Source organism: Nocardia sp. NPDC003269, assembly GCF_042888005.1.
Classification (GTDB): domain Bacteria; phylum Actinomycetota; class Actinomycetes; order Mycobacteriales; family Mycobacteriaceae; genus Nocardia.
This window is the reverse complement of the sequence record NZ_JBIAPA010000002.1, coordinates 549,146-572,062: the sequence shown is the minus strand read 5'-3', so window position 1 is coordinate 572,062 and position 22,917 is coordinate 549,146. Positions and strand designations below refer to the sequence as shown.

20 protein-coding genes are annotated in these 22,917 nt (G+C 70.3%); 8 read left to right on the top strand and 12 right to left on the bottom strand.

Translation table 11 applies throughout. The annotated features are described in order from the left end of the window. Window positions 1-39: 39 nt before the first annotated feature. A complete protein-coding gene (locus tag ACFYWJ_RS13085) occupies window positions 40-909 on the bottom strand; it encodes a PHB depolymerase family esterase (protein ID WP_355282918.1) in 870 nt (289 codons plus the stop codon). A 110-nt stretch (window positions 910-1,019) separates the two neighbouring features. On the opposite strand from ACFYWJ_RS13085, the gene ACFYWJ_RS13080 reads away from it, so the two are divergent. Next, window positions 1,020-2,156 (top strand): metallophosphoesterase, encoded by a 1,137-nt coding sequence (locus tag ACFYWJ_RS13080; protein ID WP_355282921.1) that lies wholly within the window; start codon window positions 1,020-1,022, stop codon window positions 2,154-2,156. On the opposite strand, the gene ACFYWJ_RS13075 is transcribed toward ACFYWJ_RS13080, so the two are convergent. Then, the gene (locus ACFYWJ_RS13075) at window positions 2,153-2,839 is read right to left on the bottom strand and encodes an LppP/LprE family lipoprotein (RefSeq protein WP_355282924.1); all 687 of its coding nucleotides are present in this window, start codon (window positions 2,837-2,839) and stop codon (window positions 2,153-2,155) included. The two genes, ACFYWJ_RS13080 and ACFYWJ_RS13075, sit on opposite strands and share 4 nt — an antisense overlap. A gap of 251 nt (window positions 2,840-3,090) precedes the next feature. Continuing rightward, window positions 3,091-3,561: a hypothetical protein gene (locus ACFYWJ_RS13070; RefSeq protein ID WP_355282927.1), complete on the bottom strand. Its 471-nt coding sequence runs from the start codon at window positions 3,559-3,561 to the stop codon at window positions 3,091-3,093. Window positions 3,562-3,707: 146 nt separating this feature from the next. Here ACFYWJ_RS13070 and ACFYWJ_RS13065 point away from each other — a divergent pair, with 146 nt between their 5' ends. The 3 genes from ACFYWJ_RS13065 (at window position 3,708) to ACFYWJ_RS13055 (ending at window position 8,392) form a co-directional block, all read left to right on the top strand. Beyond that, window positions 3,708-4,070: a PadR family transcriptional regulator gene (locus ACFYWJ_RS13065; RefSeq protein WP_355282930.1), complete on the top strand. Its 363-nt coding sequence runs from the start codon at window positions 3,708-3,710 to the stop codon at window positions 4,068-4,070. Next, a complete protein-coding gene (locus tag ACFYWJ_RS13060; RefSeq protein WP_387164740.1) occupies window positions 4,061-5,416 on the top strand; it encodes a permease prefix domain 1-containing protein in 1,356 nt (451 codons plus the stop codon). The genes ACFYWJ_RS13065 and ACFYWJ_RS13060 overlap by 10 nt, the downstream gene beginning before the upstream one ends. Window positions 5,417-5,494: 78 nt before the next feature. Continuing rightward, window positions 5,495-8,392 (top strand): UPF0182 family protein, encoded by a 2,898-nt coding sequence (locus tag ACFYWJ_RS13055; RefSeq protein WP_355282934.1) that lies wholly within the window; start codon window positions 5,495-5,497, stop codon window positions 8,390-8,392. 15 nt (window positions 8,393-8,407) lie between these two features. Here the strand turns inward: ACFYWJ_RS13055 and ACFYWJ_RS13050 are convergent, their stop codons facing one another. Continuing rightward, the gene (locus ACFYWJ_RS13050) at window positions 8,408-8,791 is read right to left on the bottom strand and encodes a DUF1304 domain-containing protein (RefSeq protein WP_355282936.1); all 384 of its coding nucleotides are present in this window, start codon (window positions 8,789-8,791) and stop codon (window positions 8,408-8,410) included. A gap of 132 nt (window positions 8,792-8,923) precedes the next feature. Between ACFYWJ_RS13050 and ACFYWJ_RS13045 the strand changes: the two genes are divergently transcribed. Beyond that, window positions 8,924-10,300 (top strand): 3' terminal RNA ribose 2'-O-methyltransferase Hen1, encoded by a 1,377-nt coding sequence (locus ACFYWJ_RS13045; RefSeq protein ID WP_355282939.1) that lies wholly within the window; start codon window positions 8,924-8,926, stop codon window positions 10,298-10,300. Window positions 10,301-10,303: 3 nt separating this feature from the next. Beyond that, window positions 10,304-12,829, top strand: a complete 2,526-nt coding sequence (locus ACFYWJ_RS13040) for a polynucleotide kinase-phosphatase (RefSeq protein WP_355282942.1) — start codon at window positions 10,304-10,306, stop codon at window positions 12,827-12,829. Between the two features lie 36 nt (window positions 12,830-12,865). Here ACFYWJ_RS13040 and ACFYWJ_RS13035 read toward each other — a convergent pair whose 3' ends face one another. The 6 genes from ACFYWJ_RS13035 to ACFYWJ_RS13010 all read right to left on the bottom strand — a co-directional run bounded on the left by ACFYWJ_RS13035 (window position 12,866) and on the right by ACFYWJ_RS13010 (window position 18,807). Further along, the gene (locus ACFYWJ_RS13035; RefSeq protein WP_355282944.1) at window positions 12,866-13,888 is read right to left on the bottom strand and encodes an acyl-CoA desaturase; all 1,023 of its coding nucleotides are present in this window, start codon (window positions 13,886-13,888) and stop codon (window positions 12,866-12,868) included. A 61-nt stretch (window positions 13,889-13,949) separates the two neighbouring features. Next, window positions 13,950-15,425: an MFS transporter gene (locus ACFYWJ_RS13030; RefSeq protein WP_355282947.1), complete on the bottom strand. Its 1,476-nt coding sequence runs from the start codon at window positions 15,423-15,425 to the stop codon at window positions 13,950-13,952. 184 nt (window positions 15,426-15,609) lie between these two features. Beyond that, a complete protein-coding gene (locus ACFYWJ_RS13025; RefSeq protein WP_355282950.1) occupies window positions 15,610-16,317 on the bottom strand; it encodes a class I SAM-dependent methyltransferase in 708 nt (235 codons plus the stop codon). Window positions 16,318-16,340: 23 nt separating this feature from the next. Continuing rightward, window positions 16,341-16,721, bottom strand: a complete 381-nt coding sequence (locus tag ACFYWJ_RS13020; RefSeq protein ID WP_355283115.1) for a DUF1801 domain-containing protein — start codon at window positions 16,719-16,721, stop codon at window positions 16,341-16,343. A 68-nt stretch (window positions 16,722-16,789) separates the two neighbouring features. Continuing rightward, the gene (locus tag ACFYWJ_RS13015) at window positions 16,790-17,389 is read right to left on the bottom strand and encodes a Uma2 family endonuclease (protein ID WP_355282953.1); all 600 of its coding nucleotides are present in this window, start codon (window positions 17,387-17,389) and stop codon (window positions 16,790-16,792) included. Between the two features lie 92 nt (window positions 17,390-17,481). After that, on the bottom strand, window positions 17,482-18,807 hold the full coding sequence (locus ACFYWJ_RS13010) for a DUF2236 domain-containing protein (RefSeq protein ID WP_355282956.1): 1,326 nt from the start codon (window positions 18,805-18,807) through the stop codon (window positions 17,482-17,484). A gap of 88 nt (window positions 18,808-18,895) precedes the next feature. On the opposite strand from ACFYWJ_RS13010, the gene ACFYWJ_RS13005 reads away from it, so the two are divergent. Further along, window positions 18,896-19,489 carry a TetR/AcrR family transcriptional regulator gene (locus ACFYWJ_RS13005; protein ID WP_355283117.1) on the top strand — a complete coding sequence of 198 codons (594 nt, stop codon included), beginning with the start codon at window positions 18,896-18,898 and terminating at the stop codon, window positions 19,487-19,489. Between the two features lie 9 nt (window positions 19,490-19,498). After that, the gene (locus ACFYWJ_RS13000; RefSeq protein ID WP_355282958.1) at window positions 19,499-20,518 is read left to right on the top strand and encodes an AraC family transcriptional regulator; all 1,020 of its coding nucleotides are present in this window, start codon (window positions 19,499-19,501) and stop codon (window positions 20,516-20,518) included. A gap of 48 nt (window positions 20,519-20,566) precedes the next feature. On the opposite strand, the gene ACFYWJ_RS12995 is transcribed toward ACFYWJ_RS13000, so the two are convergent. Together ACFYWJ_RS12995 and ACFYWJ_RS12990 are read right to left on the bottom strand one after the other, a co-directional pair. Then, a complete protein-coding gene (locus ACFYWJ_RS12995; protein WP_355282961.1) occupies window positions 20,567-21,550 on the bottom strand; it encodes an NAD-dependent epimerase/dehydratase family protein in 984 nt (327 codons plus the stop codon). Then, window positions 21,547-22,896, bottom strand: a complete 1,350-nt coding sequence (locus ACFYWJ_RS12990) for an NAD(P)-binding domain-containing protein (protein WP_355282964.1) — start codon at window positions 22,894-22,896, stop codon at window positions 21,547-21,549. The genes ACFYWJ_RS12995 and ACFYWJ_RS12990 overlap by 4 nt, the downstream gene beginning before the upstream one ends. Window positions 22,897-22,917 lie beyond the last annotated feature (21 nt).

The following is a 22,917-nucleotide window of genomic DNA, read 5'->3' as shown; positions in this document are numbered from 1 at the left end:
GCCCCGGCGCCGCCGCCGGTCGGATCACGCTGCGCCGGTTCATCGGTGGTGCGCGGCGAAGAAGTCCCAGATCACCCGGGTCGCGTCGATCGCTCCGTGCTCGTCGGCGCCGGGCCACCGGTGCCCGGCGCCCGCCACGGTGACGAGGTCGACCGCGCGTCCGTCGCGGCAGGTGGCGCGCAGGGTCGTCACCCGATCGCTCGACGTGGACACCGGTGCCGCGCACTCGTCGACCGTCCGCCAGAACCCGTTCAGCTCCGGCACCGACGGCCCGTCGATCCGCGCGACGCCGCTGCCCGGCGCACCGTCGTAGCGGATGTTCTCGTCGTCGGTGCCGTGCACATGGATCACCGAGACCGGGTCGGGCTGCGCGCAGTCGCCGAGCTGGGTGCCCGCGACCGCGCCGACGGCGGCGGCGAGCGTGGTGCGGCACGCCATCGCGTAGGCCATCATGGCGCCGTTGCTCATCCCGGTGAAGTAGATCCGCGCGCGGTCGATCGGCAGGGCGCGGGCGATCTCGTCGACCATCGCGGTCAGGAAGCCCACGTCGTCGACGCCGGTGCGGCCGGGGTTCCCACAGCAGCCGCCACCGGCGTTCCAGGCTCGGCCGACACCGTCGGGATAGGCGACGACGAACCCGGCGGCCTCGGCCACCGCGTCCCAGCCGACGCCGCGCTGCGCCAGCTCGCCGGTGCCGAGTCCGCCGTGCAGCATCACCACCAGCGGCGCGGGCTCGGACAGTGTGGCGGGCCGGTAGACGCGGTAGCTGCGGGTATTGCCGTCGTGCCCGAGTTCGTGCAGCGAGGTGCCCGCGGTCGTCGCGACCCCCGGATCGTCGCGGAGCAGCACGATGCCCGCGACGAGCAGCACCACCGTGACAGCCGCTGCGGCGAGCGTGGCGATCCGCATGGCACCAGTGAACCGGTCGACGCGCCGCCGGGCAACGGGGCGGCGCTAGTGTGGATGATCTATTCGTGGCCGCGACCGCACCCGGCGGCCCTGCGCAGGACGGGACCGGAGTGAGATTCGCTGTACGCCTGATGTTGATGCTGCTGATTCCGGCGCTGCTGTTCGCGCTGCCCTGGTGGACGCTGGTCGCGGCGCCCACCGGCGGCACCGGCCCGCTGTTCTGGGCCGGGACCGCGGTGTGTGTCCTCGGCTACCTGTGTCTGCCCGCCGCGATGTTCCTCGGCCACGGACCGGCCCAGTCCGATCCGGCGGTGATCGTCGGCGACACCCTGCTCGGGGTGCTGTGGGTGGTGTTCTCGTGGTCGGTGCTCGGCGTCTTCGTGCGGGGCGGGCTGGCCGTCGCCGGGGTGGAGGGCCCGCTCGCCGCGCGGATCGTGGCGCTCGGGGTGCTGGCGGTCTCGGTCGCGCTGGTCGCCTGGGGCGTCTACGAGGCGCGCCGGGTGCCGCGGGTCCGCACCGTCGACGTCGCCATCCGCGGCCTGGCCGCCGGCCTGGACGGGCTGCGCGTCGTGGTCGTCACCGACACCCACTACGCGGCGCTCGACCGGCAGCGCTGGTCCGAGCGGGTGGTCGACGTGGTCAATGCCCAGCGCCCCGATATCGCCTGCCACGCCGGTGATCTCGCGGACGGTTCGGTGGTGAAGCGGCGCGCCCAGGTCGACCCGCTGGCCCGCGTCGAGGCCCCGCTCGGCCGCTTCTACATCACCGGCAACCACGAGTACTTCGGTGACGCGCAGGGCTGGATCGACCACATGGCCTCGCTCGGCTGGCAGCCGCTGCACAACGCCCACCGGACCGTCGAGCGCGACGGTGCTCGCCTGGTCGTCGCCGGGATCGACGACCCCACCGGCGCCGGTCTGCCCGGCCACGGTCCCGACCTGCCCGCCGCGCTGGCAGGCGCCGACCCCGCGCTGCCGGTGATGCTGCTGGCCCATCAGCCCAAGCAGATCACCGACAGCGCCGCGGCGGGCGTGGCGCTGCAGATCTCCGGGCACACCCACGGCGGGCAGATCTGGCCGTTCCACTACCTGGTCCGGCTGGATCAGCCGGTGGTCGCCGGCCTGAGCAGGCACGCGAACAACACCCAGCTCTACACCAGCCGCGGCACCGGTTTCTGGGGTCCGCAGCTGCGGGTGTTCGCGCCCAGCGAGATCACCGTGCTGGTGCTGCACCCCGAACCGGCTTAGCGGTGCGGCTGGGTCACTTCCGTCGGCAGCGGCCCGCTCATGACGACATTCGAGCCGTTCCAGGTGTAGTGGATCGCCACCGGACCGCCCTGCGGCGCGGCGAAGGGCTCGTCGCCCGCGAGCCACTTGTACTCGACCGTCACGGTGGTGTCGGTGTAGCCGACCACCGAGGTGAACGCGTACGCCTCGGAAGTTGCTGTGCCCAGCCACTTTCCGTCATGGAAGAACAGCACGTGGATCGGCGCGCCCGCGGAGTTGCCGCCGACCGCGCGCACCCACAGCAGCTGGGCGCACTGACCCGGTAGGTCCGCCGACGCCTGCTGGGCGACCCAGTTGCCGTCGAGGCGCGCCAGCGCGTTCCGTACGCCGGTCGACTGGGGATCGATGCAGCGGCCCGGTCCGCTGAGGTCGTCGGCCGGTTTCGGTTTCGTGGTGCCGGGGGCCGCGGTGACGGGAGGCGCTTCGGTCACCACCGGTGCCTGGGTGCCGCCGGACGACCCGTTCCCACCCGGCGCCTCGGTCGCCCGCGGCTGCTCGCCCGGCGTCTGCGGCGCGCTCGCGGCGACCGTGGTCGTCGCCCGGCTCGTCGACGGCGAAGCGGCCGAACCGTTCTCCGCGTTGCAACCCGCCACCGCCGCCGCGGCGATGGCGATCAGCGCGCTCATCCGAACTGCGTTCTTCATGGTTCTCGACTCCTCGTCCGTCGCGCCGGTCGCGCGTTCTGCTGACTCCATCGGGACCCTGAACAGCCCTGTTAGGCGAAAAACGGCGATCATCACCCTAGGGTGCGAAATCATCACCCTTGCTAAGGAAATCCCGGACCGACCCCGAAATGCCGTGCGGCGGACCGTGACCGAGCGGGGCGGCGCCACGCACAGCTCCGGCCGGAGGCGCAGTGCGCCCCCGGCCGGAGTCGGGTCGATCAGATGCCGGTTCAGACGATGTCGGTGGTCCCCGAGCAGGTCACGACCGGCACCGGCACGGGTCCGGTGTTGACGACCGACAGGTCGATCCGCACCGGCCCGGTCCCGGTCGGCACGTCGGTGAAGTACACCGTGCCGCCGGTGCCGAAGAACGACGAGATGTTCGTGTGCCCGGTCAGTGAGCCCGATGCCCCGGTGGCCAGATTGGTCCAGGTGAGCGTGGGATGGGTCTGGTAGCCCCAGATGCTGGCACCGGAATGCACCGTGAACGACGGCAGCCCCGACTGGTCGTACAGGTAGGAGACGATCACCTGGTTGCTGTAGGGCACATCGACGATATTCGGACTCAGCCCGAGGCAGTTGATGCCGACCAGGCTGCTCGGCAGCGCGTTCGCCGCCCCGGCGCCCGCGACCATCGTCCCCGCCACCACCGCTACGCCCGCCGCGAGACCGGCGATCGTGGACCTCACTCGCATAGTCATACAGATCCTTCCACTCGTGTCGTATCACCCCCGTATCCGACCGGGACGCCACATTGTTACTGAATGAAAGCATCCTTCGAGGTCCGACACGCGGCATACCTAGGTCTGCTAGGTTATGACCTAGCGGTTCTAGGTATAGGAGTCCGATGCGGATCGACAAAGACCTGGTGGCAGCCTCGGCGACCCCACTGGTACTCGGGATTCTCGCCGAGGGCGAGTCGTACGGGTACGCGATTCTGGAGCAGGTGAACCACCTGTCCCGGGGCCGCATGCAGTGGACCGACGGCATGCTCTACCCCCTGCTGCACCGCCTGGAGCGGCAGGGCCACGTGACCTCGGCCTGGCGTACCGCCGACAGCGGGCGACGGCGCAAGCACTACCTGATCACCGAGTCGGGCCGGGCCGCCCTCGCCGAGCGACGCGCGCAGTGGGCCGTCGTCGCCGAGGCGCTCGACCAGGTCTGGCGCGACGCCACGACCCGCCCCAGCGTGGCGAAAGGATGGGCGTGATGGACGCCGAGACCCAGCTCCAGGCCAATATCGAGCAGTGGCGCGGCTACGTCCAGCGCCACCGCGCGATCTCGATCGCCGACGTCGACGAGATGGAAGACCATCTGCGCGAACAGGTCTCGTCCCTCCAGGACGCCGGACTGGACGCCGACGAGGCGTTCCTGGTAGCGGTGAAGCGGATGGGCAGCCTCGATGCCCTGTCCCGCGAGTTCGCGCTCGAGCATTCCGAAAGACTGTGGAAGCAGCTGGTCCTGGTGCCCGCCGAGGCCGACACGACCGGACGGCAGCGCAATCGGGAGCTGGTGGTCGTCCTGGCGCTCGCGGTCGGCGCGGCCCTGTCGCTGAAGGCCGGCTTCGCCTGGCTGCACGGGTCGGCGGTCGGCGTCAACGCCGCGCTGCTCGTACTCCCCTTCCTCGCCGCGTATTTCGCGTGGAAGCGGCAGGTGACGGCACGGGTCGCGATCGCGCTGGCCGTCCCGTTCGTGCTCGTCGCGCTGGTGCTGAACCTGTATCCCTTCGAGCCCGAGGGCGCGACGGAGGTGATCGCGGCGATCCACGCGCCGATCGCGCTGTGGTTCGTGATCGGCCTGGCGTATGTCGGCGGTGACTGGCGATCGGACCGGCGCCGCATGGATTTCATCCGGTTCACCGGCGAATGGTTCGTCTACCTGACCCTGCTGGCCCTGGGCGGCGGCGTCCTGATCGGGTTGACGGTCGGCGCGTTCGGCACGCTGGATCTGGATATCGAACCGGTCATCGAGGACTGGGTGCTGCCGTTCGGCGTCGCGGGCGCCGTGATCGTCGCGGCCTGGCTGGTCGAGGCCAAGCAGAACGTCGTGGAGAACATCGCGCCCGTGCTCACCCGGGTGTTCACCCCGCTGACCATCCTCATGCTGGTGGCCCTGCTCGCCGCGTTCGCGACGACCCGCAGCGTGATCGACGTCGACCGCACCCTGCTCATCCTGATGGACCTGATCCTGGTGCTGGTCCTCGGCCTGCTGCTGTACTCGATCTCGGCGCGCGACCCGCTGGCCCCGCCCGGCTTCTTCGACCGGGTGCAGTTGGTGCTGGTGCTGTGCGCCCTCGCCGTCGACGTGGTGATGCTGACCGCCATGCTCACCCGCATCGCCGAGTTCGGGTCATCGCCGAACAAGGTCGTCGCCCTCGGGCTGAATGTCGTGCTGCTGGTGAACCTGGCGTGGTCGGTCCGGCTCGGCCTCGGATTCCTGCGCGGCCGAGCGGGATTCGCCGACCTGGAACGCTGGCAGACCCGCTATCTCCCCGTGTACGGAGTCTGGGCCGCCTTCGTCGTGGTCACCGTTCCCCCCGTCTTCGACTTCGTCTGAGGCCGCGCCCCCGCGAGTAGACTCGGGGAATGCACGCGGCGCCGGCGTGCCCGGCGCCGCGGTCCACGGGAGTGGCGGATGAGCGCTGGTGACGGGTCCGAGCGGATACCGAGGAAGTGGCGACTGCTGCTGACGGCAGTCGCGGTGGCCTTTCTGTCCCTGTTGCTCGTGCCCCGGCTGATCGGCGTCTACGTCAACTGGCTGTGGTTCGGCGAGGTCGGCTATCGCAGCGTGTGGTCGACGGTGCTGCTCACCCGGCTCACGCTGTTCGTCGTGATCGCGACGATCCTCGGCGGCGCCCTGTTCACGGCCCTGTGGCTGGCCTACCGGTCCCGCCCGGCCTTCTTCCCCGGCGGGCGCGACGACGACCCGATCACGCCGTACCGCACGGTGGTGGGCCGCTATCCGCTGCGGTTCGGGCTCGGCATCGCCGCGGTCTTCGGCCTCATCTGCGGACTGGCCGGACAGTCACGATGGCAGACGGTGCAGCTGTTCCTGCGCGGCGGATCCTTCGGCGAGCGAGACCCCCAGTTCGATCTCGACGTGGGGTTCTACGTCTTCGACCTGCCGTTCTACCGGCTCGTGCTCAGCTGGCTGTTCGTCATCGTGTTCGTCGCGTTCCTGGCCTGCCTGGCGACCCACTATCTGTTCGGCGGGGTGCGGCTGTCCGGGAAGTCGATCGGGATCACGGTCGCGGCCCGCTGCCAGCTCGCGGTGCTGGCCGGGTTGTTCTTCGTGCTGAAGGCGGGCGCGTACTGGCTGGACCGCTACGCCCTGCTGTCGAGCGGGCGACGGGAGCCGACCTTCGCCGGCGCGGGCTACACCGACATCAACGCCGTGCTGCCCGCCCGCTTCATCATGTTCGCCATCGCGCTGATCTGCGCCGCCGCGGTGTTCTCCGCGGTGGTGGTGCGCGATCTGCGGGTGCCCGCGATGGCCGCCACCCTGCTGCTGCTGTCGTCGATCGTGGCGGGCGGGGTGTGGCCGCTGGTCGTCGAGCAGTTCTCGGTGCGCCCCAACGCCGCCGACCTGGAGAGCCCCTACATCGAGCGCAATATCGCCGCGACCAGGCAGGCCTACGGCATCGGCGAGGATCGGGTGCACTACCAGCCCTATCCCGGCGTCGGCACCGCGCCGCCGCCGGAGGTCCCCGCCGACGCCACCACGATCGCCAACCTGCGCCTGCTCGACCCGCACGTGCTCTCGCGCACCTTCACCCAGCAGCAGCAGCTCAAGAACTTCTACAGCTTCCCCGACAACCTGGACCTGGACCGCTATCGCATCGACGGACAGCTGCGCGACTACGTGGTCACCGCCAGGGAACTCACCCCCGCCGCGCTCAGCGGCAACCAGGGGCACTGGGTCAACCGGCACACCGTCTACACCCACGGCGACGGGTTCGTCGCCGCCCCGGCGAACCGGGTCAACGCGGCGGTCGTCGACGCGGCGAGCGACAGCGCCGCGGGCAACAGCGGCTACCCGATCTACGCGGTCAGCGATATCGCCACCCAGCACACCGGCCACCAGGTGATCCCGGTCGAGCAGCCCCGGATCTACTACGGCGAGGTGATCGCCAGGGGCGATCCGGACTACGCCATCGTCGGCGGCGGCACCGAACCGCGCGAATACGACACCGACAGCACCAAATACACCTACGCGGGCAAGGGCGGTGTCCCGATCGGGAACTGGCTGAACCGGCTAGCCTTCGCCACCGTCTACACCGAGCGCAACATCGTGTTCTCGACGGCGATCGGCGCCGACTCCAAGATCATCTTCCACCGCGATCCGGGCGAGCGGGTCGAGCGGGTCGCGCCCTGGCTGACCATCGACAACAATCCCTATCCCGCCGTCGTCGGCGGCCGCATCGTCTGGATCGTGGACGCCTACACCACGATCGACGGCTACCCCTACGCCGCGCGCAGCTCGCTCGAGGCCCTGTCCGTCGGCGAGGACCAGGGGCTGCGGGAGCCCGGGGAGATCTCCTACATCCGCAACTCGGTCAAGGCCACCGTCGACGCCTACGACGGCACGGTGACGCTGTACCAGGTCGACGAGCAGGACCCGATTCTGGCCGCCTGGATGCGGGTCTTCCCTGGCACCGTCCAGCCACCATCGGCGATCGGCGACGAGCTGCGCGCCCACTTCCGTTATCCCGAGGACCTTTTCGTCATCCAGCGCGACATGCTCGCCCGCTACCACGTGGACGAACCGCGAGAGTTCTTCACCAACAACGCGTTCTGGTCGGTGCCCAGCGACCCGACCGTCGAGAGCAACCCGCACCAGGCCCCGTTCTACGTGCTGGTCGGCGACCCCGGCACCGCCGACGCCTCGTTCCGGCTGGCCGGTGCGATGGTCGGCTTCCGGCGAGAGTTCCTCTCCGCCTACATCTCCGTGCATTCCGACCCGGAGAACTACGGCGAGTTCAGCATTCTCCAGCTGCCCACCGACACCCTCACCCAGGGCCCGCAGCAGATCCAGAACTCGATGATCTCCGATACCAGGGTGGCCTCCGAACGCACCCTGCTGGAACGCTCCAACCGCATCCAGTACGGCAACCTGCTCACCCTGCCGATCGCCGACGGCGGCGTGCTGTACGTGGAACCGCTGTTCACCGAACGGATCTCGACGGCGCCCAACGGGTCGACGTTCCCGCAGCTGGCCCGCGTGCTGGTGAGCTACCGCGAGCCCGGCACCGGCGGCGTCCGGGTCGGCTACGCGCCGACCCTGGCCGAGGCCCTCGACCAGGTCTACGGCCCGGCCACCGGCGATCTCGCCACCGCGCCCGGCGGCGGCCCCGGCGCCCCGCCGCCCCCTGGCCGACGTCCACCGGCGCAGGCCCCGCCGCCACCGTCGGCCACCGAAGCGCCGCTGGACGAGGAAGCCATCGCCCGCATCGAAGCCGAACTCGAGGCGGCCAGGGCCGCGCTGGAACGGCTCGAACAGCAGCTCGGCATCCTGCGCGGTCCCGGCCGGTGACCGCGCGCGCCCGGCTCAGAGCCGGGCGAGCACCAGCGCGGCACAACCGATCAGCGGCGGCACCAGCTGGATCAGCGCGGCCCGCGCCTTGTCCGGCGACGACACCAGCAGCACCACCCCCGCCGCCACCATCGACCCGGCGCCGGCCAGCACCAGCGCCAGCCCGATCCCGGCGTCGCCGAATGCGGTGAACCCCATGCCGACCGCGGCGACGATCGCGAGAAACAGGTTGTAGAACCCCTGATTGAACGCCATCTCCCTGGTCGCCTCGGCCTGCTCCGCCGTGATCCCGAACGTCGCCCTGGTCCGCGGCCGGGTCCATTGCAGCGACTCCATCACGAAGATGTACCCGTGCAACAGCACAGCGACCCCGACGAACACCAACGCCACCGCCGTCATCGCGCCACCTTCCGACCGGCCCGGCCCACACCGAGCTCGCCGCGATTATCACCCATCACCGCACCGCCGACCGGGTCGCCGGGCCGGTTCTCGCCCCGGAAAACCACTGGCCCGCCATGACAGGATCGGTATGTGCTGTTGACGATCTCCACCACCCACACACCGGCGACCGATCTCGGGTACCTGCTGGTCAAACACCCCGACCGGGTGCAGTCCTTCGCGACGACCGGTGGCACGGCACATGTCTTCTACCCGCAGTCCGACCCCGACCGCTGCACGGTGGCGCTGCTGCTCGAGGTGGACCCGGTGGAGCTGGCGCGGCCGGCCAAGGGCCACCACGGCTTCGCCCTCGGCCGCTATGTCAACGACCGGCCCTACGTGGCATCGAGCCTGCTGGCGGTGGCGCTGGGCAAGGTGTTCCGGTCGGCGCTCAACGGGACGAGCCGGGACCGCGCCGAATTGGCGGCGACGGCCATCCCGTTGGAGATCGACGTGCCCGCCGTCCCGTGCCGGGGCGGCGCCGACCTCGTCGAGCGCCTGTTCGCGCCGCTGGGCTGGACCGTCGCCACGGCGACCGCGCCGCTGGACCCGGAGTTCCCGGACTGGGGCGAGTCACCGTATGTCCACCTCCGGCTGACCGGCACGCTGCGCCTGTCCGCCGCGCTGAACCACCTCTACGTCCTGCTGCCCGTCCTCGACGACGCCAAGCACTACTGGGTGTCCGAAGACGAGGTCGACAAGCTGCTGCGCGCGGGCGACGGCTGGCTCGGCGAGCACCCGGAGCGGGAGCTGATCGCCCGCCGGTACCTGGCCGGGCGCCGCTCGCTCACCCAGACCGCACTGGAACGCCTGCGCTCGGTGGACGACCAGGTCGACGACGCGGTGCCCGACACCGACGCCGCCGAGCGCCGAGCGCCGCTGGTCCAGCTGCGCAAGGAGGCCGTCCTGGCCGCCCTCGCCGAGACCGGTGCCACCCGCGTCCTCGATCTCGGCTGCGGCCCCGGCGCGTTGCTGCTGGCGCTGGAGGCCGACCACCGCTACACCGAGATCGTCGGCGCCGATGTCTCCAGCGCCGCGCTGAGCATCGCCGAACGCCGCCTGCGCTTCGACCGGATGTCGGATCGGCAGCGCGCCCGGATCTCGGTACTCCAGTCGGCGCTGACCTACCACGACGACCGGCTGCGCGGCTTCGACGCCGCCGTCCTCATGGAGGTGATCGAGCACGTCGACGAGGCGCGCCTGCCCGCGCTCGAACGCGCCGTCTTCGGGCACGCCGCACCCGGCGCCGTCATCGTGACGACGCCGAACGTCGAGTACAACGCGCGCTACGAGACGCTCGACGGGCACCGCCACGACGATCACCGATTCGAGTGGACCCGTGCGGAATTCGCCGCCTGGACCGCCCGCGTCGCCGCCGCGTTCGGCTACACGGCCGAGCTCCGTCCCGTCGGCGACCTCGACGCCGACCTCGGCGCCCCCACCCAGCTCGCGCTCTTCCGGAAGGCCTGACCCATGCACATCGACCTTCCCGAACTGTCCCTGGTGGCGCTGATCGGCATCTCCGGTTCCGGCAAGTCCACCTTCGCCCGCGAGCACTTCGCGCCCACCGAGGTGCTGTCGTCGGACTTCTTCCGCGGCATGGTCGCCGACGACGAGAACGACCAGTCCGCGACCGCGGACGCCTTCGACGCGCTCGGCCACATCGCCGGGATCCGGTTGCGTGCCGGGCGACGGGTCGTCGTCGACGCGACGAATGTGCAGAAGCACGCGCGGGCCGCCTTGGTCGCGCTCGCACGGTCTTTCGATGTGCTGCCGGTCGCGATCGTGATCGATACGCCCGAGGCCGTCGCGTGGGAGCGCACCAAGGATCGCGACGACCGCGACTTCGGCCGCCAAGTGCTGCGGCGGCAGAGCCAGGACCTGCGCCGATCTCTGCGGCACCTCGGTCGCGAGGGCTTCCGCAAGGTGCACGTCGTCACCGATCCGGCCGACGTCACCATCACCTACGAGCGGGCCTGGAACGACCGCCGCGAGCTCACCGGGCCGTTCGACATCATCGGCGACGTGCACGGCTGCCGGTCCGAATTGGAAAGCCTGCTGGGCGAACTCGGCTGGCAACTGATCCGGGACGAGGCGGGCCGGGCCGTCGACGCCACCCACCCGGCGGGCCGCCGGGCGGTGTTCGTCGGTGACCTCGTCGATCGCGGTCCCGACTCCCCCGGTGTGCTGCGGCTGGTGATGGGGATGACCGCGAGCGGTGCCGCGCTGTGCGTTCCGGGCAATCACGAGCAGAAGCTGCTCAGGAAGCTGCGCGGGCGCGATGTCACGGTGTCGCACGGGCTGGCCGAGACGCTGGAGCAGCTGGCGGCCGAGCCGCCGGAGTTCGTCGAGTCCGCCGCGCGGTGGATCGACAAGCTGGTCAGTCACCTGCGCCTCGACGGCGGGCGGCTGGTGGTGGCGCACGCCGGACTCAAGCAGGAGTACCACGGCCGGGCCTCGAGCCGCGTCCGCGACTTCTGCCTCTACGGCGAATCCACCGGCGAGACGGACGAATACGGGCTGCCGGTGCGGTATCCGTGGGCGCGCGACTATCGCGGCTCGGCCATGGTCGTCTACGGCCACGTGCCGACCCCGAAGGTGGAGTGGATCAACAACACCGTCTGCCTGGACACCGGCGCGGTGTTCGGCGGCGAGCTCACCGCGCTGCGCTACCCGGAGAAGACGTTCGTGGCCGTGCCCGCCGAGCGGGTGCACTACGCACCGGTGAAGCCGCTGGGCGACGCCGCTACCGCCCGCGCCGGCGACACCCTCGATCTCGCCGATGTCACCGGTCGCAAGCACCTGCGCACCGACTACGGCACCGTGCTGGTCGAGGCCGAGAACGCCGCCGCCGCACTGGAGGTGATGAGCCGCTTCGCCATCGATCCGCGGCTGCTGCTGTGGCTGCCGCCGACCATGTCGCCGCCGTCGACCTCGACGGTCGAGGGCTACCTCGAATACCCCACCGAGGCGTTCGCCGACTATCGCGCGGCGGGCGTCGACCGGGTGGTGTGCGAGGAGAAGCACATGGGCTCGCGCGCGGTCGTGCTCGTCTGCCGGGATCAGGCGACGGCGGCCGACCGTTTCGGCGTCACCGACGGCTGCTCCGGCGCGATCTACACCCGCACCGGCCGGTCGTTCTTCACCGACGCGGCGCTGACCGAAGCGCTGCTAGAGCGCGTCCGGGCTGCCGCCACACCGCTTTTCGACGAACTGGACACAGGCTGGCTGCTCCTGGACTGCGAGCTCCTGCCGTGGTCGGCCAAGGCGGGCGGGCTGATCCGCACCCAGTACGCGGCGATGGGCGCGGCCGCGCGGGCGGCCCTGCCCGCGGCGGTCGACGCCCTGGACGCCGGTCTGGCCCGCGGACTCGACCTCGGTGAGCTGCGGGCCCGCACCGCCGCGCGCGCGGACACCGCGGCCGACTTCACCGCCGCCTACCGGCGATACTGCTGGCCGACCACCGATCTCGACGGCCTCCGGATCGCGCCCTTCGCGCTGCTCGCGGCCGAGGGCGCGAGTTTCGCCGGGCGCGACCACGGCTGGCACCTCGATGTCTGCGATCGACTGGTGGCCGCCGACCCGGAGACGTTCCGGCACACCGAACGCCGGGTCGTCGACCTGTCCGATCCGGTCGCCGAGGCCGAGGCCACGGCCTGGTGGCTGGCGCTGACCGAGGCGGGCGGCGAGGGCATGGTCATCAAGCCGTACGCCGGGCCGGGGCACCGGGCCAAGGGCAAGCTCGTCCAGCCCGGGATCAAATGCCGTGGCCGCGAATACCTTCGGATCATCTACGGTCCCGACTACACCGTGCCCGAACACCTCGAGCGCCTGCGCGACCGGACCCTGAGCCGCAAGCGTGGTCTGGCGATGCGCGAACACGGACTCGGGCTCGCGGCGCTCGACGCCGTGGCCGCCGGCGAGCCGCTGTGGCGCGTGCACGAACTGGTGTTCGCGATCCTGGCGGTGGAGTCCGAGCCCACCGATCCCCGGCTCTGATCGGCGCGGCCGCCCGCGCCGATCGGGTGCGGGCGGCTAGCCGACGAGGTCGACCTGGCGGCCGACCTCGTCGAGGTGGCCCAGGGCCTGGGCGTAGGACTCGAGCAGGGAGGCCTCGCAGTACGGGACACCGATCTCGGCGCAGAAGTCCGCGACGACGGGCTGGGCTCGGTGCAGGTGGGAGCGCGGCATGGACGGGAACAGATGGTGTTCGATCTGGTAGTTCAGGCCGCCCAGGGCCGTGTCGACGACGAAGCCGCCGCGGACATTGCGGGAGGTGAGGACCTGGCGCCGGAGGAAGTCGGTGTTGTCGCCCTCGGGCAGGACCTCCATCCCCTTGTGGTTGGGGGCGAAGGTGCAGCCCATGTAGAGGCCGAACAGGCCCTGCTGAACGGCGATGAACGCCAGCGCCTTCCCCGGCGAGAGCACCAGGAAGACCGTGCCGAGATACGCGCCGGCGTGCGCGGCCAGCAGCAGGCCCTCGGTCACCCGGTTCGGGATCGGCCAGCGGAAGACCGCCCGCACGCTGGCGAAGTGCAGACTGCCGCCCTCGAGCAGCAGCATCGGGAAGAACAGCCAGGCCTGATACCGGAAGACGAAGCGCCGCCAGCCTTTTCCGGCCCTGGCCCGATCCGCGGAGAACGCCAGGACACCCATGGTGTCGGGATCGGCGCCCTCGGTGTTGGGGTGGGCGTGGTGGCGATTGTGATTGCTGGTCCACCAGCCGATGCTCAGCCCGATGGCGAGGTTGCCCGCGATCAGGCCGTACAGGTAGTTGGCGCGGCGGCCCGCGAAGATCTGCTTGTGTCCCGCGTCGTGCCCGAGGAACGCGATCTGCGCGAACACCGCGGCCAGGAACACCCCGATCCCCAACGCCCACCAGGAATCTCCGACGGCCACGAGCGCCGCCCACCCGCCGACGAACGCCGCCGCGGTGAGCGCGCTCTTCCACCCGTAGTACCGCAGGTCACGGTCCAGCAGGCCGGCCGCCCTGATCCGGCGCAACAAGATCGAATACTCGCTGCCGCGCACCGGGGCGACATCAGAAACAGCTACCACCGCACCAGCATGACGGATCCAGGCCACCGCCAGGTGAACTCGGCGCATCTGCCGAGATGGACTAGGTCACGTCGGAGCGGGAACGGCCGGTATCCAGCGCCGTGAACGCCGCCGCGGCCAGGATCAGCACCGCCGACACCACCAGGGCCACGTCCAGCCCGTGATGGAACGCCACCTTGCCCTCGTTGAGCACCTCCGACACCTTCGACAGGTACTTCAGGTACGGCCCGATGTCGACGCCTTCGGGAATGCGACCGCGCTCCACCGCCTGGATGGCGTCGGGCTGCAACGAGGTGGGCAGGCCCAGCGCGTCCATCTTCTTCTTCAGATCCGCGGTGAGGAACGAGCTCACCAGCACACCGAGCACGGCGACGCCGAACGCCGAGCCGACCTGGCGCATCGTATTGGTCACCGCGGCCGCCATGCCCGAATGCTCCGCCGGGACACCCGACATCACCGCCGAGGTCAGCGGCACCACCGCGATGCCGAAGCCGAGCCCGGCCACGCCCATCGCCGCGGCGATCCACGGATCGTGCAACGTCCCCGACAGCGCCTGGCGGGTCAGCAGGATGCCGCCCGCGCCCAGCACGCACCCGAGGATCATCGGGACGCGGGCCCCGCGCCGCGACACCCAGTAGCCCGCCACCAGCGAGCCGATCACGATCGTCACGGCCATCGGCACGAAGACCGCCGCCGTGCGCGCGGCCGAATACGACTGCATCACCTGCAGATACAGCGCGGTGAAGAAGAAGATCGAGAAGATGCCGAAGTAGACGGCGAAGGCGACCACCAGCGCGCTGCGCACCGCGGGCACCTTCAGGTACCGGAAGTCGAGCAGCGGTGCGCGCACCCGTTTCTCGACGACCACGAACGCGATCAGCGCGGCACCGCCGAGCGCGAACAGGCCCAGCACCGACGGCGAGGTGTAGCCCCGGTCCTGGCCGACGGTCGCGGCGTAGACCAGCGCGCCGAACGCCGTCGCGCTGAGCACGGCACCGGCCCAATCGACGGGTTCCTGCCGCGGATCGGAACTCTCCGGGACCGCCCACAGCGCGACGATCATCGCCACCGCGCCGATCACCAGGTTGAACCAGAAGATCGACCGCCATCCGTACAGGTCGACCAGCACACCGCCGAGCACCGGTCCCGCCGCCAGCGCCAGGCCGGACACCGCCGCCCACACGCCGACCGCCTTGGCCCGCGAGCGTTCACCGGGGAAGATGTGGCGCAGCACCGACAGGGTGCCCGGCTCCGAGGCCGCGGCGCCGAGGCCCATGATCGCGCGGCCCGCGATGAGCAGCGCGACGGTGCTGGCGAGCGCGGAGACCACCGATCCGGCGCAGAAGATCACCAGGCCGACGATCATCACCTTCTTGCGCCCCCACCGGTCACCGAGCGACCCGCCCGCCAACATCAGCCCGGCGAAGACCACCGTGTAGGCGTTGACCACCCACTGCAGCAGGGTCACATCGGTACTCAACTCACGTCGGATATCGCCGAGCGCAACGCTGACCACGGTGGTGTCCAAGAAGGTCACGAACACCACTGCCACGACTGCTGCCAGAGCGACTCCCGGCCGCGCCGGTGTCCCCGGCGCTGTGTCCATCGGTCTCACGGGCACAGGTTACTGGCGAGTTCCCCCGGACGCCGACCCAACCTCGATGCCGGCGCGGACACACCGGGCTTCGACGGTTCCCGTTGGGCGAGCCGACGTCTCGCCGTCACCAGGCGTAGTACGACCGGACCGACGGCTGCCCGGTGTATCCCGGTCCCGCGGTGTCGTCGGCGCCCAGGTAGGCCGCCGGGAAGCGAGGCGAGCGCGGCCCCTCACCGCGCAGCCGGTGCGTGCGCCGGTCGAAGGTCATCCCGCTCGCGCGCAGGGCCGCGAGGACGGCGGGCCCGGCCGCGGATCCGTCGGCGCGGCGGATCTCCCCGGGGTCGAAGTCGGCGGCACACCGGCCACCGGGTGCGACCCAGCCCGCCATCGCGGTGAGCACGGCGAGTTTGTCGCCGATGTAGTGCAGGCCGTGGACGCAGGTGACCAGGTCGGCGGGGCGGTCCGGAGCCCAGCCGGTGGCCGAGGCGGTGATCAGCCGCAGGCGATCGGTGCGCGGCCGGGCGCGGAAGAAGCCGACCAGGTCGATCCCTATCAGCGTGACATCGGCCGACGGAAACTCGTGCACGAACCGCTCTTCCGCCTCGAGCAGCGCCCGCCCCTCCCCGCAGCACACATCGATCCAGGTGACCGTGGCGTCGGGGTCGGCGCGCAGCCGCTGCGCCAACCACCGGTACGGATCGAAGCCGAGTTCCCTGGCATAGCTGTTGACCCCCGACAGCCCGCGCCCGCGATTCATCGCGTTGTTCGCCACCACCGACGACAGTTCCAGCGCGGCGTCATCGAGCAGGCGGGGTACGGATTCCGTGGTCACCCCACCATTCTGCCGTTTCCCGCCTACCCCTCGTTCAGCTCGACCGCCGCCCGCACGAGCTCCTTGAACCCCGCCTCATCGAGCTCGTCCCCCTCCCGCAGATCGATCACCCGCCGCGTGTTCCCCTCCAGCCCGGAGTTGAAAACCCCACGCGGATCAGGCAACCGAGCCCCCTTGGCGAAGGTGACCTTCACGATCTCCTTGTACGTCTCCCCCGTACACACCATCCCGTCGTGGTACCACACCGGCACCCCACGCCACTTCCATTCCTCGACGATCCCCGGATCCGCCTCGTGCACCAACTCCCGAATCCGCGCCAGCACCTCCCCCCGCCAATCCCCCAACTCCGCGATCCGCTCATCGATCCGCCGCCCAGCCGAACCCTGATCACCCGTCACAGTCATCACCGGTCGCTCTCGTCGTCGTCACCCGCCTGATCCCCGAGTATCCCCCGACCCCGCCGAGATCCCGGTCAGGCCTGCTCGAGCATGTCGAACGGAATCGTCACCTCGACCGGTTCGTCGAGCAGGAGAACTCTGCGATGGACGGTGTGTGCGCGGTAGCATCGTCCGGACCAATCGAGGCGATACTCCTCGATCTCCTCGATCCGCTCCTCCTTCTGATCGAGCCTGACGATGAGGTAGCGCGGGATCCCCGCAGCCGCGTACTGGATCCGTTTGTCGGTGATGTCTGCGTCGATGGTCGATTCCGACGTCACCTCGACGACGAGCAGAAGGTGATCCCGCACAGAGTTGACGTCGTAGGGCTCGCAATCGCGGATCCAAACATCGGGATAGCGAATGTTCAACCGCCGGTCGGCTGCCGACGAATCGGCATCGGCGAACCGTGCCGCGACGTCGGAATCCACGACCATGCACGGCCCGCCGGCACGTCGACCCGCCTCCAGCAATCCCGCGAGCCGCCGCACGACCCGGCTGTGCAGCGGACTCTGCGCCATCATCCGCACAACCCGGCCGTCGACGATCTCGATGTCGCCCCACTCGTCCGCGGCTCCGTCCAGGAAGGCCTCAGCGGTCAGTCGCTGCTCACGCTGCTGATCGGGCGGGCTCATACCGCCCATCATCGCAGGCAACGAAGCAGGACGGACCGACCTGCGACGACCTGGAGGTCGACGAGCAACACGTTGCCGCCGAGCCGACGGAGTCAGGGCGCCGGGGGTGGGGTGTAGGTGTGGGGGTCGGTGGTGAATTCGGGGTTGCCGTAGGTGGCCAGGCGGTGGTGGATGAGGGTGGTGAGGTAGCGGTCGATGGTGGGGCGGAGGCGGGGGATGCGGGTGGCGCGGCGGATCAGGAGGAAGCGGCCGAGGAGGAAGGGGGCGGTCAGGGCGATGCGGGTCAGGTCGGCGAGGCCGATCGAGACGCCCATGGTGCGGGCGGCGCGGCGGTCGCCGTGGCAGAAGGCGGCGATGAAACCGGCCTTGCTGTAGCTTCTCTCGACCGCGTCGGCGATGCGGTCGACGCGGGATTCGGTGGGACGCAGGTAGGCGGCCATGGTCGAGCGGATCAGTTCACCGCAGGTGGCGTCGTCGAAATCCGCGCGCAGCAGGGCGGCGCGGGCGTGGATGACGTGCGCGATCGCCGCGGGCATGGTGGGCAGCAGGTCCTCCGGCAGGCCGAGCAGGAAGCAGCGGTAGCGGCCGAATTCCACGAGCGCGCGTTCGCGAGCGGTGAATTCGGTGCGCCCGGCACGCAGCGCCAGGGTGGCGACGAGGTAGAGGTTGATCATCCCGGCGGGCATCTGGTCGACCTGTGGAACCGGCACCCCGTAGACGGCCGGATCCCAGCGCCCGGATCGGGCCAGCGCGTTGTGGCGGACCATCGAGTGCATCAACCGGACCATGGCCGCGGCCTCGAAGCCGGGGCCGTGGCGATCCAGCGCGTCCGGCAGGGTGGTCACCGCGAAGAAATTCGCCGTCTCGTTGACCCGGCGGGCGGCTCGCCGTCCCGACAGCGCGCCGGTCAGCGCCATCGGCAGTGCCGCATAGGTATTGGTGAAGGTCGCGATGAACGCGCCCCTGGTCAGGAACGGCGCCAGCAGCGCCGCGCTGACCCGCGCTTCCCCGGCCCCCGCACGGACCAGGTCCATGTCGAGCCAGTCGGGAGCGGCTTCCATCGCGGCGATCAGGTCGACCAGTTCCGGCGGTGCGTCGGCGACGGCGTCGATGCCCTCGCGGCAGGCTCGCCGCACCATCGCGACCAGCTCGCGCACGCCATACTCGGTGCTCAGCGCGGCGAGCGGGTCCCCGACCGTGTCGCCCAGCATCGTCGCGGTGGCGATCAGCTCGGTGACCCGCGGGTCGGCCAGGATCGGCTCGCGCGGGGCGACCCACTCCGGCAGCGCGGACGCATCACCGGGCGCGACGGCCAGCCGGAACGGCGGCCGGTCGAAGTCGACGTTCCCGTAGAGATCCGGCTGCCGCTCACGCTGACCCCGGACGAGCCGGGCCAGATCTGGGTAGTAGGTCGTCATGCCATCCTCCGATAACTAACAAGTTGTGAGTAATACTCACGGATTGTTAGTTAGACTGTCAAGCATGACCCCGCAGCCGCGGCGACGGATGACCGCCGAAGCCAGACGCGAGCAGATCCTCGACATCGCGCACGCGATCGTCACCGCCGAGAGCTTCCATGCCGCGACGCCGAACCGCATCGCGGAGGAGGCGGGGATAAACCGCTCACTGCTCTATCAGCAGTTCGGCGATCTCGGCGGCCTGTTCGTCGCCCTCATCGACCGCGAAGGGGGCCGGGCCGCGGCGCAGTTCGCCGAGGCGGTCGCCACGAGCGGCGATACCGACGACCACCCCGCCCTGCGCGCCTTCGACAGCGTCCTGACCGCCATCGACGAGCACCCGGCGACCTGGCGGCTGTTCCTGTTCCCGCCCCAGGGCGCGCCACCGGAGCTCTACGCACGCCTCGCCCGCTCACAGGCCGTGGTCCGCGAGTACCTCGCCGCGCAGATGCGGCGCGCCGACCCCGACCTGGCCGACCCGGAATACACCGCCCGGGTGCTCAACGCGGCTGCCAGGGAACTGCTCCAGCTGCGTCTCACCGACCCCGAGTCGGCCACCCGTGAACGACTCCGCGCGATGATGCGCAGGCTCGGATCCGGACTCCTGTCCACGCGGCCCGTCGGCGCCCCGGCACCGAACTGAGAAGACAGCATGCGCGCATCCGCCACGAAACTGGACCTGCCGACGATCCCGCCCTCGGTCCTGAGCGGCATCGTGGAGATCGGCGTCGGGGAAGGCTGCGACGTCGACCGGTGGTTCGCCGGAACCGGCATCGCCGGGCAGGCGGCACTGTCCTCGGACTCGATCAAAGTGTCCTTCCGGCAAGCGGTCTCGGTCGTGCGGCGCGCGGTCGAGGACATGCCGGAGGCGCCGCTGGGCATGCAGGTGGGCGGCCGCGACATCCTGCTGTCGATGGGCATGCTCGGCGTGGCCATGCGCTCGGCCGCCACCGTGGGCGAGGCACTGTCGATCGGACTCGAATTGCATCAGGCGTCGGGAAGCCTGATGGACCTCGAACTCGAATGCGCCACCGAGGCCGCGGCACTACGCCTGCACGAACGGTGGCCGGAGCCGCTGATCCTGCGCTTCCTCTGCGAGGAGATCCTGTGCAGCACCATTCTTTTCGTTCGTTCGGTGGTCGGGGCGGACTGGGCGCCGGAGCGGGTGGAACTCACCTATCCCGCACCTGTGTACGCGCGGCGCTACGAGCGGTTCTTCCGGTGCCCGGTCGTGTTCGGCGCCGAGGCCAATCGCGCCGTCTTCCCCACCGCGACTCTGGCACTGCGCTTTCCGACCCGCAGCGAGCCCACCCGCGCGATCGCGGTGGACGCGTGCCGCAGGATGCTCGATGTCGGCGCGGCGGACCCCGATGTGGTGGCGATCGTCGAAACGCTACTGGCCCAGCATCTTCGGTACCCGCTGACCATGGGCGGTGTGGCCGCACGGCTGCACATCACCGAGCGCACCCTGCGGCGTCGGCTCACCGAGGCAGGCGAGAGCTTCAGCGCGGTGCGCGATCGCGTGCGCAGGCAGCGCGCCACCGCGCTGCTGCGCGAGACGGCGCTCCCGATCGCGGCCGTCGCCCACCAGGTCGGCTACAGCGATATCCGGGAGTTCCGGCGCGCCTATATCCGCTGGACCGGGCAGCCTCCGAGCGCGGAACGGCGGTAGGCGGGCCGAGGCGGCAGCGTCGGTGATGCCGCCCGGCCCACGCGATCCTCACCCCGGCAGGTGCTGGTCGTACCAGCGCGCGGCGTCGAGGATCGCGGTCTCGAGGTCACCCGGGTGGTAGCCGAGCTCGGCGACGGCCCGCGCGCTGCTCGTCGCCTGCGGCAGCGAGAGATACCGCGCCAGACCGGGGTCGAGGTCCGGCGCGGTCCCGGTGACCAGGGCGGTGAGTTCGCCGAGCGCGCCCGCGGCGGCCAGCAGCGGGCGCGGGACGCGTAGCGGCCGCTTGGCGGCGCCGACGAGTTCGGCCATCCGGGTGAACACGTCGTGGTAGCTGTGATTCGGTCCGGCGAGAATGTAACTGCCGCCGGTACTTCCGTGGTCGAGCGCGGCGATCATCCCGCGGGCCACCGCGCGCACGTCGCACCAGGAGGTGGTGCCGGGCGGAGCCGGGTAGCGCCGGCCCTGCTGCAACGCACGGATCACCCGGCCGATCTGGAGGGTGTAGTCGTACGGGCCGATCATGAACCCGGGGTAGACGACCACGGCGTCCAGACCGCGTTCGATCCGGTGCCGGACCGCGAGCTCACCGGCGAGTTTGGTGTCGGCGTAGTGATAGCCGATCCCGGTGAACAGATGATCTCCGCCGTTCTCGTCGACCGGGCGCCCGTCCGGGAAGTAGCCGAGGACATCGGTGGTGCTGGTGTGCAGGAACCGCCGCACCCCGGTATCCAGCGCGGCGTCGGCGAGCAGCGCCGGGACCACGGCGTTGACCTTGCGGCGCCGCTCGGCCAGCCCCGACCAGGTCGAGGTGTCCCCCGCGACGTGGAAGACCCAGTCGTGCCCGTCGACCAGCTCGCGGGCGACCCCCGCTTCGGTGAGGTCGGCGAGCCGGACGGTGATCGGCAACTCCTCGAGCCACCGGGTCGGCGACCCCGGCATGCCCGACGCCGTCACCTCGTGCCCCGCGTCGAGCAGCTCACGCACCAGATTGGCGCCGACGAAACCGGTCGCGCCGGTGACCAGGCACCTCATGACGCGGACCGGATCGCCTCGAAGCGGCCTGCCAGGAGGTCGTCCCACCCCATGCGCCGACGCAGTCCCGCCAGATAGCGGTGGTAGGCGCGGGCGTCGACATAGGAGCGGTGGCGCGCGGAGGCGAGAAAGTTGATGCCGCCGTCGAGTTTCGGCCGATCGGCGGCGATGAGCTGATCGAATTCGGCCGCCCGGTCGGGGCGGTGATCCTGATCGTGCAGATACTGCGCGACGACATTGCTGATGTGGTCGAACAGGGTGTACGCGCTGGAGTTGATCTCGAGGTAGCCCAGCCCGAACAGATTGTGGTGGTCGCGGCTGAACACCGACATGTACAGGTCGGGCCTGCCCTCGTTCCACTGGAAGTACTTCTCGGCGTAGGGAATCGACCAGTCGTACCCCGTCGCGTACAGCACCAGATCCACCTCCTCGCTGCTGCCGTCGACGAACCGCACCCGCGACCCGTCCAGCGCCGCGACATCGGGCCGGATCGCGACATCCCCGTGTTGCAGGTAATGGACCAGCTGACTGTTGAGCAGCGGATGCGATTCGAACAGTTTGTGATCCGGCTTCGGCAGCCCGTATTTCGTCAGATCGCCCTGGAGCACGCGCAGGACGGCCCGGAAGAACGGGCGCTCCAGCCACAGCGGTAGCTGCGGCCCGCCGTTGGCGAGTTCGTCGCTCGGGATGCCGAGAATGTGTTTGGGGATCAGGTGATAGCCGCGCCGGATGCTGACGAACGCGGCGTCGGCATTCGCGGCCGCGTCACACGCGATATCGGCGCCGGAATTGCCGAGGCCGACGATCAGCACCCGGCGCCCACGGAATTCCAGGGCGCTGCGATAGGTCGACGAATGCCGCACCTCCCCCGCGAACTCGCCCTGGTGCCGTGGCACGCGCGGTGACCAGGTCACCCCGGTCGCGCAGATGACCGCGCGGTAATGGCGCACGGTGCCGTCGGCCAGGGTGACCTCCCACGCGTCACCGTCGCGCCGCACGTCGGTGACGGCGCAGTCGAACCTGATGGCCGCGCGCAGCCCGTACGCCGCGGCGAACGAGCGCGTGTAGTCCAGGATCTGCCGGTTGCCCGGGTAGTCCGGATAGGTCTCGGGCATGGGGAAGTCGAAGAATCCCGAGGTCTTGCGCGAGGAGATGAAATGCGCGGACTCGTACATCGGCGTGCCGGGGTTGTCGAGATCCCAGATCCCGCCGACATCGGAATGCCGCTCGAACTGGTCGTAGGCGATCCCGAGCCGCTTCAACGCCCTGGCCGCGGACAATCCCGCCGGTCCGGCCCCGATAATACAAACCCGCTGCGGTGCTGCCTGCGCTTCGTTTTCTGACATTGGGGAATCGAACAGGCGCGC